Consider the following 12,319-nt stretch of genomic DNA (forward strand, 5'->3'; position numbering starts at 1 on the left):
CATGGCACTTTCATCCATGTCTTTGGGAATGTTCAGGAAAAAGGAATGCAGCATCCACAGGGTAAACGGCTGATTAATCGCCACCAGCACGACGATGGTGGTCGACAGTCTGCCCCACAGATTCCATTCAAAGAACGGCAGAAGATATCCCGAGACCAGAGTGATATGCGGCATGGCCCGGAAGATCAGAGCGGCGATCAGGAGCCAGAACGCATAGCGGTATCCCGAACGGGCGAGGGCATAACCGCCCAATGTGCCCATGGTCAGAGAAATAATGACGGTACTCAACACGACAATGACGGTGTTCAGGGCGTTTCGCCAGAATTCCTCCTGTATCCAGGCCCCAAAATAACCGTTGCCCGTGATCGAATCCCCGGTTTCAACAACTGTCATCACACCATATATCGCATTCCTCCAGTCTGCTTTGGAGAAGAAATCCCCCTGTACTTTGAAGGAACCCCAAACGGTCCAGACGAAAGGTCCGATGGCAATGAGCAGCCAGAATACGATCATCGACCAGACAAACCATTTCAGGAATGATGAGGATCTAAGAGACGGATCAGACAAATCTGGCCCTCCTGCTGTTGAATTCGCGCCAGGTATGGATGAGCACGGGAGTCAGCAGGATGCAGACTCCGATGATGGTCATCATCGAGGTTGCTGCGGCAGAACCGAAAAGTTTATCCTGACCGGTGAGGTCGTTGAAAATAATCCAGCTGAGCGTTGTCGCCTTGGAACTTGCCGAGAATGCGACGATTGGCTCGAAAACACGGAAATTATCCATCAGTTGCATCAGAGTGATGAAGACCACAAGCGGGGCCATATACGGGACGATGACATACCGAACCTGCTGCAACCGCGATGCCCCGTCAATCTTGGCGGCTTCGATGGTTTCCTGGGGAACTGTCTGCAACCCGGCGTAGAAGACAACGAAAGCGAACGGTGTTGAATGCCAGATCCCGTAGACAATCAGCATGACCCATGTCAGCGGGGCTGAGGCTTTGAGGCTGAGATCGGGATCGTCAAAAATCAACTGGAGAGTTGCTCCGATAATGCCGTCGGCATCCACCATCCAGAACAGGATCAATGATCCGACCAGAGGCGTGACGATCATCGGCAGAAGTGAGGCAAATATCGTCGGCCCCTTTACAATCGCCGGAAGTCGATTGACACCGAGGGCGATAAGCAAACCCAGAATGATCACAAACGGCGTGACGATGAATGTATAGGTCAGGGTGAAAAACAAAGCCTTATAAAAAGGCAGATTATAAACGCCTTTGATGAACGCCCCGAGCGTCTCTGTCGTCGCCCAGATTTCACCGACTTCGGTTATGGCCAGATGAGCCCGGTTACCATAGGTTCCGAGTCCGTTGAACCGTCCAAGCGGCGCTGCTTCTTTCAGCTTATCTGTTGCTTCAGCGTCGATCTGCAGCACGGTTTCGCATTTGAACGGGCTGCAGTTTTCAACCTCACGCATAATCTGTCTGTGTTCGACAAACAGAGACTGAACTGAAACCGAGACGATCGGAAGAGCGATGAACAGGATCATCGCTAGAAAAGAAGGCCAGACAAACCAGGCAAAGGTGCGATGCGGCATGGCTGTATCCGTAAAAACGTTTGAGCCGGGCAGTGCCTGACGGCACCGCCCGAATCACTTTAGTTAATGAAGCCCTGCTCTTTAGCTGAAGCCGTGTAAGCCGCCTCAATGTCAGTCAGCGTCTGCTCGGCACTTTCATTGCCCTGCAGGAAGTCAGGCAGTTCCTGAAATGCCGCTGAGTGCAAAAGCCCCATGTAAGGCAGCATAGGATAAGGCTCGGCACCGGAAGCGGAAACCAGAGCGACACCCTCGGCGGCAAGACCGGGCTTGTAGGCGTCCATCAGCCAGACTGCTTTGTCATTATTGTTTTTGACCATTTCGTCCGAAATACCATTAATCAGTGCGATAAAGGTCGCTTCGGCATCCTCGTCGGAGATGTTCTTGGCGATGGTGAAACCGTCCCACCACAGGCTTGACGCCGGTGTGGATCCGCCCCTGACTGTCAATGCATTGGCCGGCTTGGTCGCTTTGACGACCTCTGGAGTTGACCCCTCATCGTCGATCAGACCGCCAATGGACGACCCCCACATGACGGCCATGGCCAGTTCACCTGATTCCCAAATCGGTGCGACAACACCGGTGTTATAGGTCAGGAAATCCGGATTTGAGTATTCCACCAGCGCTTTCAGCATCTCAAGCGTTTGACGACCGGCTTGGTTGTTGACCGACACTTCCGGAGTACCCGATTTAAAGAACGAGCCGCCGTGACCGAGATACATGTTGACGAATTCCTCACCCAGATTCCAGTCCGACTTGGTGAGCATGGCAAACGGATATTTCATGATCCCTGCTGAACGAATGGCTTCTGCGGTCTCAAGAACCTCTTCGTAGGTCTTTGGCACCGGTTTGCCGACCTGTTTCAGAATATCCTCACGAACAACCAGATGCTGGGCGTTCGCCATAAAAGCCACTGCCATGATCTTACCGTCAATGCGGATCAGCTGGCTCGGCTTAAGATTCTTCCCGTGTTTGGCCACCAGATCATCCAACGGACGGATCAGGCCGTCATTCAGAAGGGGCACAATGGAAGAGTTGGCCGCAATCTTCGCGGTGTATTCAGACGGGTTGGCGGTCATCGCCTCCACCTGAATATCGTTGTGCTTTGCTGTGTGGTTCTTGGAAAAAGTCGCCCCGCTGCCGATACATTTTTCAGCATAATCGACGACCGCATGCAGTGCGGGAAAGTCGTTTGCGAGAATGGAAACGTTACCGCTTGTAACCGGGCAAGCCGCTGCGGCAACCCCAGAAGACAGTCCCCACACTGTTGAGGCCACTGCGATTTTTTTGATGATAGACATGAAGTCCCTCCCTGTGATTAATCGGTATTATATTCTTGAGAAGCGGATATTGGCCACGAAAAAGCGCAACCAAATTCGCATACGTATGCAATTCTGTATAACTGATTCGACTTCGAACTCCAAAGACTTTTAAAACCCGGTGATCTGGCGCTGGCGCTCAATCAGATCAACACCGAGTTGGGCAAGAAAATCCAGATGATCGATGAAATTCCAGTTTTCGGCAAGCTTGTCGCCTTCGCGTCGGTACAGATCGACAACGCGCATACTCGCCTTTTTATCGGATTTCGGTGCCAGACCGATATATCCGCCCCTGGATTTCACATCAAAAGTCGGCCAGCCGAAAAAACCGCCATAGCACCCCTCGGCAAATTCCGTGCGGTGCCCGAAAAACTCGCCCCATTCAAGCCCCTTCTCGAAAGGAACACAGTGTTGCTTAAGATAGCACTCCTGCGTGTATGGAGCGCCGATACCGCCGGGACCCCACCAGATCATGTCATCCGTCCAGTCCAGGGATAAGTCGGTCCTCGTCGTTTTCACATCTTCGGACAGCAAACGGTCAATCATCCTCACGAAAAGCTTGAGCGTCGCCTGCCCCTCTTCTTCGGGCTGATTGCCGAACAACAAACCATCATGCGTGCGGGGGCCGGGGGTGACGATCGTCGCTGCTGTTGACGGCTGGTATACTTCGGCCCGGGCCTGCATCATCAGGTTCATGACATCCAGGAATATTGTCGATTCCGTGATTTTGTCGCCGGCCACCAAATTGAATTCGGCGTATCGCAACATGACCGACTGACGAGTCGGACGGATGCCGAGAAACGGTTTCTCGAACAACCCCAGAAGATGTCCCATCGAGACCACCCATATCTCAGGATCGGGGCTGAGATGGTTTTGTCCGGCGAAAAAAATGTCCTGTCGTCTTTGCAATGGCGAGAACGATTTTCGGATCCGGCTCCAGAAATTCTTTGCGGCAGCTTCAGCGCCGACTGCCGCCTTGAAAGGATGGGTGAAGGAGAAGGTGCAGTCCGCTCCGGTATGTCCGGACAGCGCTTCGGGAAGCCCCTCAGGCGTTGAGGCATCCAGAAGGCCGTAATGCGACAGGACGACAGACTTAGCCCGGGAAATGCAGCTTGAGGCTTTGATCATGTTCGCGGCACCCTGGCCATCCGGCCGAGAATATCAACACCCTGCATCAGCCAGAAATGCAAAAGATCGATAAATATCCAGTTTTCTGTGAGTTTGTCCCCCTGCCGGCGATACATGTCAATGACCCGCATGTCCCCGGGTTTCTCGCTCGAGGGCATGCCCATGAATCCGCCTGTCGGTGTCAGCGTCAGGTTTGGCCAGCCGAAAAATCCGCCATATGATCCTTCGGCGATAAACGCGACATGGCCATTGAATATCCTGTCCTTAAAACCTTCGCGGAACGGGCCGGCATGCTGCTGCGCATAACGTTCGATCGTATATGTCGCGCCGATCCCCGCCGGCCCCCACCAGATCATGTCCTGATTCCAGCTGCGCTGCAATTCGTCCACCAGGGGTTCTGTCCGCCCGCCCGTCCATGATCTTAAGTCAGTGACCATATTCTCAATGGCGGCCAGCGTCTTCACGCCCTCCTCGCCTGGTTGCGGGGTGAACATGACGCCATCATGTGTCATGGGACCGGGGTGGATGAGGTGGGCTGCGGTCTGGGGCGGAAACGGTTTGAGTCCGGCCTGTATCATCAGATGGGGGATGTCGAAATACATTGCCGACTCGGCAATTTTACCGTCAAGGACACGGTTGAATTCGGCATAGCGCAGCAGGGCAATTTTGCCGGTCGGGGCAATACCCAGCCAGGGTTCGTCAAAGAGCCCCATCAAATGGCCCATGGAAGCCACCCAGATGCCGGGATCGTCGGCTAGGGAATTGTCTCCGGCCATGAAAATATCAAGCCGCCGCTGCATTGAGGACAGGGCGGATTTCAACGGCAACCAGAATTCTTGCGACACCGTCCCGGCACCGTTCAACTCATTGAAGGGATGAAACCCCCGCCAGCGGTAGCCGTCACTGACATAATCCTCAAGGCAGGTCGTGACGGCCTCGCCCTGAGCGGCGTCAAGAGCGGCATAATATCCGCGGATAAGATCTTTTTCTTGTTGGAAATCGGCCACGGAGTCCTGCCGTATCACTGTCAAAAACGAAACTTGATTAATAACTTGATTAATAACTTGCCAAGTCAAGACGGCCTTGTCTAGACTATTTGCAAGCGTATGCAAACAAATTAGCATCGCAATATAAGATAACGGGAGCCTCATTCATGGCAGAAATCGAGTTGCGCGACCTGTCGAAACGCTGGGGCAGGGTGGTCGCCGTCGACAAGTTCAATTTGACGATTGCCGATCAGGAATTCCTTGTCCTTCTCGGCCCTTCGGGGTGCGGTAAAACCACAACCATGCGGATGATCGCCGGTCTTGAAGAGGTCACGGAAGGGGATGTTCTGGTTGACGGCAAGCGCATCAATGATCTTGAACCCAAAGACCGTGATGTCGCCATGGTGTTTCAGAGCTACGCGCTTTACCCCAATATGAATGTCTATGAAAATATCCGCTTCCCGCTGAAAGTCCGCGGTGAAGACCCGGCCACCCATGATGTGAAAGTCCGCCGGGCTTCGGCAATGGTCGAGTTGGATGACTTTCTTGACCGCAAGCCTGCCGAGTTATCCGGCGGCCAGCGCCAGCGCGTGGCCCTCGCCCGGGCGATTGTCCGCGAGCCGAACGTCTTTCTCATGGATGAGCCGCTGTCTAACCTTGATGCCAAACTGCGCGTGTCCACCCGCGCCCAGATCAAAAACCTGTCCCACGAACTCGCCGTTACGACGATTTACGTCACCCATGATCAGATTGAAGCCATGACCCTTGCCGACCGTGTTGTGGTGATGGAAAACGGGGTCATTCAGCAGGTCGGCAGCCCCACCGAAATCTACAACAAACCCGCCAATGCCTTTGTCGCCGGATTTATCGGCAACCCGGCCATGAACCTGATCAAAGGCAAAGTTAAGGGCGGGACGTTTAAAGCCGAACATACCCAAATCAAAAACCTGAAAGGTACCGACGGCGGCGCCACGCTGGGATTCCGTGCTGAGGATGCCCGTGTGGTCAAATCAAAAGGCGATATCAATGCGCCGATCTATTCCCTGGAGCTGCTGGGGGATGCCGCCATGGTCACAGTCCGTATCGACGGCCAGCTGGTCTCGGTCCGCACCGACAAGGAGTATCGCGCCAAGATCGGAGATAATGTGTCGATTGCCGTGCCCAACAAGATCTGCCACCTGTTTGACAGCAAGACCGGGGCGCGGATCGGGGCACGGGTCGGGGGCGATTGATCCTGATGATTGGAGAATGACATGAAAGGAAGCCGACCCGAACAGGCGGTGCTGAGCCGGAATACCGATATGTCCAAAACCGATGAAACGCGGGAGGTGATCGAGTCCATGATCGACGGGCTCAATGATCACAGGATTGAGGATATGGGTGAGTTTTTTGCCGAAGGGTTTCGCTGGATGGGAAATACCGGCTGCGGTGTTAAAAACGGACTAAAAGCGTTTCAGGAAAACTGGCAACGTCCTTTCCAGGCGGCGTTTTCCGATAAAACCTGCATCGACGAGGCCCGTCTCTTCATGGGGGAATGGGCGGCGGCTTTCGGCCGGCAGGAGGCCGTGCATTCGGGCGCGTTCATGGGCATCGCCCCCACCGGAAAGAAAGTCGAAATCCGCTATATGGATTTCTGGAAAGTCGAGGACGGCAAAATCACCGATAACTGGGTCATGGTCGATTTTCCCCACGTCATGGCCCAGCTGGGGGTCGATGTCTTCAACGGGGAAGGATGGGAAGCCTATGACCGCGGTGAACGTACCCCGCCAGCACCGCAAGAGATATGAACATACGACCGGAAGGATGTGAGCCATGGCTGTCGACTATCTAAAACGCAGCAAACCCGAAGCTGAAATCGCCGCTGATGACGCCAGAACACGGTCCACCGTGGAAACAACTCTCGCGGATATCGAGAGGCGCGGTGATGTCGCTGTGCGCGAGCTGTCCGAGAAATTCGACGATTACTCGCCGGAGAATTTCCGTCTCAGCGACAGTGAGATTAATGCGGCAATGAATAAGGTCTCAACCCGGGATATGGAGGATATCAAATTCGCCCAGAAGCAAATCCGCCGGTTTGCCGAAGAACAACGTTCCAGCATGACTGACATCGAGGTGGAAACCTTGCCCGGTGTCATTCTCGGACATAAAAATATTCCCGTGCAGTCCGTCGGCTGTTATGTCCCCGGCGGCAAATTCCCAATGGTGGCCAGCGCGCATATGTCGGTATTGACCGCATCCGTCGCCGGTGTGCCGCGGATCATCGCCTCGGCTCCTCCGGTGGATGGTGAGCCGCATCCCGCCATTGTTGCCGCCATGGTCATGGGCGGGGCACATGAGATTTACGTCATGGGCGGTATTCAGGCTGTCGGGGCCATGGCCATCGGCACCGAAAGCATCACACCCGTCCATATGCTGGTGGGTCCGGGCAATGCTTTTGTGGCCGAGGCCAAACGCCAGCTGTTTGGCCGTGTCGGGATCGATCTCTTTGCCGGGCCGACGGAAACCATGGTCATTGCCGATGTGACCGTCGATGCGGAACTCTGCGCAACCGATCTTCTGGGGCAGGCTGAGCACGGGTACAACTCCCCCGCCTGCATGATCACCAATTCCCGCAAACTGGCCGAAGACACGCTGGCTGAAATCGACAGGCTTCTGAAAATCCTGCCCACCGCCGAGACCGCCGGGGCGAGTTGGGCCGAATACGGCGACATGATCCTTTGCGGGAGTTATGACGAGATGCTCGCCCTCGCCAATGAAATGGCCTATGAGCATGTTCAGGTCATGACCGAACGCGATGACTGGTTCCTTGAGAATATGCAGTCCTACGGCGCCCTGTTTCTGGGGCCGCGCACCAATGTCGCCAATGGCGACAAGGTCATCGGCACCAACCATACCCTGCCGACCAAAAAAGCCGGACGGTATACGGGCGGGCTTTGGGTGGGCAAGTTCCTCAAGACACATTCCTACCAGAGAGTGCTGAGTGATGACGCCGCGACGATGATCGGCAAGGTCGGCTCCCGGCTCAGCATGCTTGAAGGTTTTGTCGGGCATGCCGAACAATGCAATATCCGCGTCCGGCGCTACGGCGGCGGGAATGTCCCCTATGGCGAGGCGGCCGAATGACAAATCATCACGACAGTAATGCCAAGGCCCTGGCGCCGGTACAGGGAGCCCAATACGACTGGGATGAGGGGGCTTTGCGCGCCGCCCTCGGCAAGGCTTCTGCTGAGGATGCCGTCTTCAGGCTGGCCCATCCGTTCGGTGAAATGCCGGGATTTGATGCTTTCCATGATCAGGCTCTGGCGGTCCTTAAGGCGGCATGGCCAGACCTTGAACGCAGGGACTGGCTCATCATGGCAGGTGAGGATGAGGATGGCGAGGACTGGATCGGCTGCGGCGGTCATTTTATCGGCACGTTTACCGCGCCGTTTCTGGATATACCGCCAACGGGTCATCTTACCCATATGCGATTTCATGAATTCTACCGGTTTCGCGAAGGCCGCATTGCCGAATATCAGGCCCTCTGGGATATTCCGGAAGTCATGATGCAGGCCGGAGCCTGGCCGATGTCACCGTCACTGGGACGCGAGTTTTGCATTCCGTCCCCGGCCTCCGGCGACGGTCTGATCAGATCACAGCGCGATGGGAAGCAAAGCGAGGGGAGCCGGAAGCTGATTATCGACATGCTTGGGCATATGAAACGCCATCCGGGCGAGGGCGGTCCCGAAGTGATGGACATGCCGCGGTTCTGGCATCCAAAGATGAACTGGTACGGCCCTGCGGGAATCGGCACAGGCCGGGGTATTGCCGGTTTCAGGCACTGGCATCAAATCCCGTTTCTGAACGGTATGCCGGACCGCGGCAGCAAGGTTGATGAGATCAACTATCATTTCTTCGGCGATAATAATTACGCCGCCGTGACAGGCTGGCCCGACATGATCCAGACCATCAGCCATGACGGCTGGCTGGGTATCCCGCCCCTGGGTCAGGAGATCACCATGCGAAGCCTGGATTTCTGGCGCATCGAGGACGGGTTGATTCGTGAGAACTGGGTCATGGTGGATATCCTCGATATGTACCAACAGATCGGGGTGGATGTATTTGCCCGTCTTCGCGAGTTCAATAAAGCGCGTCCCATGGGATCAATTGAGATTGCGGAGGCCGGATGATGACATCCCGGGTTACCTCTCTTGATGTTGCTCAGCGTGCCGGAGTGAGCCAGTCTGCGGTGAGCCGCGTCTTCACCCCGGGCGCATCGGCATCGGAAAAAACGACCGCCAAAGTCCGTAAAGCCGCCGCCGAACTCGGATACCGCCCCAATTCCCTGGCCCGGGCCATGGTCTCGGGAAAGTCCGGCATTATCGGGCTCATCGTGGCTTATCTCGGCAACCAGTTCTACCCCACCGTGCTCGAACAGCTTTCTGAGAAGCTGCAAAACAAGGGCTATCATGTTCTGGTTTTCATGGCCTCTCAAACTGCAGGCAATTTCGACAATGTCGTTGAGGAATTACTTGACTATCAGGTTGACGGCATCATCGCCGCATCTGTGGCGCTGTCATCCGATTTATCCGAGCGTTGCCGCACGGCGGGAGTGCCGATGGTGCTATTCAACCGCAGTCTGGACGACCCTGAATTATCGGCGGTTACTTCCGACAATTTTTCCGGCGGCCGTGATGTTGCGCGCCTTCTCGTTGCCGGGCGGCATCGCCGCATCGCCTATATCGCCGGATGGGAAGGCGCATCCACGCAGCGTGACCGCGAGGCTGGGTTCAGGGCCGGTCTTGAAGAAGCGGGACTTCAGCTTTTTGCCCGCGGGGTTGGGGATTTCAAGCAGGAGACGGCACGCCGGGTCACCCTCGACATGTATGAAAACGGTGCCGGCCCGGATGCGATCTTCGTTGCCAATGATCATATGGCATTCAGCGTCATGGATTGTTTGCGGTCTGAGTTAGGCAGAAGAATTCCCGAGGATGTTTCCGTCATCGGCTATGATGATGTGAAAGCTGCGGGCTGGCCTGCCTACGACCTCACCACGGTCCACCAACCCGCCGGCGAGATGGTTGATAAGACCGTTGAAATTTTAATGGAGCAGATAGAAAGCCGTGATACCGCACCAAAACAGATTGCGATCAGACGGCCGTTGACCATCAGGGGCTCAGCCCGGATACCGAAAGGATGGAAACATGAAGGGGTTTGATAAGAAATGGACGGATTTTCCCGATTATATACTCGGGATTACCCATGAGATCTGGGAAGGCCGGAATATCGCCAGTCTACATGACTATTATACAGAGGATATCCCGGTGCGCTCACCGGGGTCCGTGATCAAGGGCAACAAGGCCGTGATTGCCGCGACCATGGCGACACTGGCGGAATTTCCCGACCGCAGACTTCTCGGCGAGGATGTGATCTGGAGCGGGACGCCTGAGAAGGGCATGCTGTCCTCGCACCGCATACTGTCAACGGCAACCCATCTCGGAGACGGCGTCTACGGTGCGGCCAGCGGCAAGACGGTGGGATACCGCGTCATCGGCGATTGCCACGCCATCAACAACCAGATCAATGACGAATGGCTCGTCCGCGATCAGGGCGCCATTGTCCGGCAATTGGGGTGGGATCCGAAAACTTATGCCGCATCGCGAATTGACCGTGAGGGTGGTCCCAAAAACTGCATCAAGCCGTTTACACCTGAAACTGATATCAAGGGTCCCTACATGGGGCGCGGCAATGATGATAAATGGGGGGCGGTCTATGCCGACATCCTCGGCCGGATCATGCAGGCCGATTTGACGGTGATCCCCGATCAGTATGACCGGGCCTGCCAGCTGGAGCTTCCGGGCGGAGTCACCGGACACGGACATGATGATGCTGACCGTTTCTGGATGGGACTTCGGGCCAGTTTCCCCGATGCAAAATTCACGATCGAGCATCAGATCGGCCGTGAGGATAAGATGAAGTCTCCGCGGGCGGCAATTCGCTGGGGACTCTATGGCAGTCACAGCGGGCAGGGCGGCAGTTTTGGCGTGCCAACGGGCGCGATGGTCTATATTATGGGAATCTGTCACGCCGAGTTCGGGCCGCGCGGCATTCATCGGGAATTTGTGGTCTTTGACGAGACCGCAATCTGGAAACAAATACTCATGCATACGGGGTGATTATGATGACAAAATTAGAAGAACGCATTGTGCGCTACGGCGATCTGATACCGTGCAAAACGGCATTTATAGATGCGCATACGCCGGGATCCGATCGAAAGGAAAATTTCACCATTATCGGCGGGGGCGTCTCTGAAAGTGCCGATCAGCATGTCCATATAAAGGAAACGCCGGGATTCAATATCGGGGCGGCAGGTCAGGCGCCAAATTGCCGGAATTCCCTTCATACCCACCGGACGGCTGAGGTGTTCTGCGTGCTCAAGGGACGCTGGCGGTTTTTCTGGGGCAATAAAGGAAATGACGGCGAGGTCGTGCTCGAAGAAGGCGATGTGATCAATATCCCCACGGGGATTTTCCGGGGTTTTGAGAATATCGGCACGGACTACGGGATGATTCTAGCCATTCTGGGCGGTGATGATGCCGGTGGCGGTGTTGTCTGGGCTCCCCAGGTCATTGAAGACGCCAAGGACCACGGTCTCATTCTCGGCAATAACGGCAAACTCTATGACACGAAGAAAGGCGAGTCCCTGCCTGACGGTATCGATCCGATGCCGGTGCTGGATGAAGAGCAGATGGCTCTTTTTAAGACAGTGACCACGACGGAATTCGTTCCCCGTTTTGTGGCGCGCTATTGGGATATGATGGCCATGGCCGACCGGCAGCCCGCCCTTGTGATCGACAAGGACGGAATGCTGAAGGATAAGCCCGGGTTCAGCCTGGAGTTAGTTCGGGAAAGCTCGCTCAAAAAGCCGAAATACAAAACCGACCGCTTCGAGGTGCTGATGGTGATGAAGGGACATTGGAAACTGATCTGGGAAAGTGAGGAAACGACACTGGCCCCGGGCGATGTCTGCGCCCTGCCCCCCGGTAAGGAGCGGAGCCTGATGCCGTCCATGAACGGTGAGGCTGCCCTGTTGCGAGTTCGCAGCACCGATGATGAGGCTGGCCCTACCATGGGTTTTGACACCCCGGCACCGTCACGGCGCTAGGGTAAAACTGAGGAGAAGTTCAAATGGCTAAAATCAGAACCACCCATGTGGGATCACTGCCTCGTAGTCAGGAGGTTGTGGATTTCATTTTTGCCCGTGAGAATGAAAAGGATTACGACCCCTCCGCTTTTGCTGAATGCATGGCATC

12 protein-coding genes are annotated in these 12,319 nt (G+C 55.4%); 7 read left to right on the top strand and 5 right to left on the bottom strand.

All coding sequences use genetic code 11. The annotated features are described in order from the left end of the window. The 5 genes from V6Z81_10400 to V6Z81_10420 all read right to left on the bottom strand — a co-directional run. On the bottom strand, positions 1-567 hold a 567-nt coding region (locus V6Z81_10400; GenBank protein MEG9862875.1), incomplete at its 3' end, for a hypothetical protein. Next, on the bottom strand, positions 560-1,597 hold the full coding sequence (locus V6Z81_10405; GenBank protein MEG9862876.1) for a sugar ABC transporter permease: 1,038 nt from the start codon (positions 1,595-1,597) through the stop codon (positions 560-562). The genes V6Z81_10405 and V6Z81_10400, both read right to left, overlap by 8 nt. A gap of 59 nt (positions 1,598-1,656) precedes the next feature. After that, the gene (locus tag V6Z81_10410) at positions 1,657-2,895 is read right to left on the bottom strand and encodes an extracellular solute-binding protein (GenBank protein MEG9862877.1); all 1,239 of its coding nucleotides are present in this window, start codon (positions 2,893-2,895) and stop codon (positions 1,657-1,659) included. 129 nt (positions 2,896-3,024) lie between these two features. Beyond that, complete coding sequence (locus V6Z81_10415) at positions 3,025-4,041, bottom strand: hypothetical protein (GenBank protein MEG9862878.1); 1,017 nt, start codon at positions 4,039-4,041, stop codon at positions 3,025-3,027. Then, positions 4,038-5,117: a hypothetical protein gene (locus V6Z81_10420; GenBank protein ID MEG9862879.1), complete on the bottom strand. Its 1,080-nt coding sequence runs from the start codon at positions 5,115-5,117 to the stop codon at positions 4,038-4,040. The genes V6Z81_10415 and V6Z81_10420 overlap by 4 nt, the downstream gene beginning before the upstream one ends. 77 nt (positions 5,118-5,194) lie before the next feature. Here V6Z81_10420 and V6Z81_10425 point away from each other — a divergent pair, with 77 nt between their 5' ends. From V6Z81_10425 to V6Z81_10455, 7 genes are read left to right on the top strand one after another with little or no spacing between them, the layout of a single operon-like run. Beyond that, positions 5,195-6,259, top strand: a complete 1,065-nt coding sequence (locus V6Z81_10425) for an ABC transporter ATP-binding protein (protein ID MEG9862880.1) — start codon at positions 5,195-5,197, stop codon at positions 6,257-6,259. A 21-nt stretch (positions 6,260-6,280) separates the two neighbouring features. Continuing rightward, a complete protein-coding gene (locus tag V6Z81_10430; GenBank protein MEG9862881.1) occupies positions 6,281-6,814 on the top strand; it encodes an ester cyclase in 534 nt (177 codons plus the stop codon). 25 nt (positions 6,815-6,839) lie between these two features. Further along, positions 6,840-8,150 carry a histidinol dehydrogenase gene (hisD, locus tag V6Z81_10435; GenBank protein MEG9862882.1) on the top strand — a complete coding sequence of 437 codons (1,311 nt, stop codon included), beginning with the start codon at positions 6,840-6,842 and terminating at the stop codon, positions 8,148-8,150. After that, positions 8,147-9,196 (top strand): ester cyclase, encoded by a 1,050-nt coding sequence (locus V6Z81_10440; protein MEG9862883.1) that lies wholly within the window; start codon positions 8,147-8,149, stop codon positions 9,194-9,196. The genes hisD and V6Z81_10440 overlap by 4 nt, the downstream gene beginning before the upstream one ends. Then, entirely contained in the window at positions 9,193-10,224 is a 1,032-nt protein-coding gene (locus tag V6Z81_10445; GenBank protein MEG9862884.1) for a LacI family DNA-binding transcriptional regulator, read from the top strand. The genes V6Z81_10440 and V6Z81_10445 overlap by 4 nt, the downstream gene beginning before the upstream one ends. Then, positions 10,211-11,182 carry an ester cyclase gene (locus V6Z81_10450; protein MEG9862885.1) on the top strand — a complete coding sequence of 324 codons (972 nt, stop codon included), beginning with the start codon at positions 10,211-10,213 and terminating at the stop codon, positions 11,180-11,182. Before V6Z81_10445 ends, V6Z81_10450 begins: the two co-directional genes overlap by 14 nt. A 2-nt stretch (positions 11,183-11,184) precedes the next feature. After that, entirely contained in the window at positions 11,185-12,171 is a 987-nt protein-coding gene (locus V6Z81_10455) for a cupin domain-containing protein (protein MEG9862886.1), read from the top strand. The last annotated feature ends 148 nt before the right edge of the window (positions 12,172-12,319 follow it).

The organism is Parvularculales bacterium, from assembly GCA_036881865.1.
Classification (GTDB): Bacteria; Pseudomonadota; Alphaproteobacteria; order JAPOUT01; family JBAJNM01; genus JBAJNM01.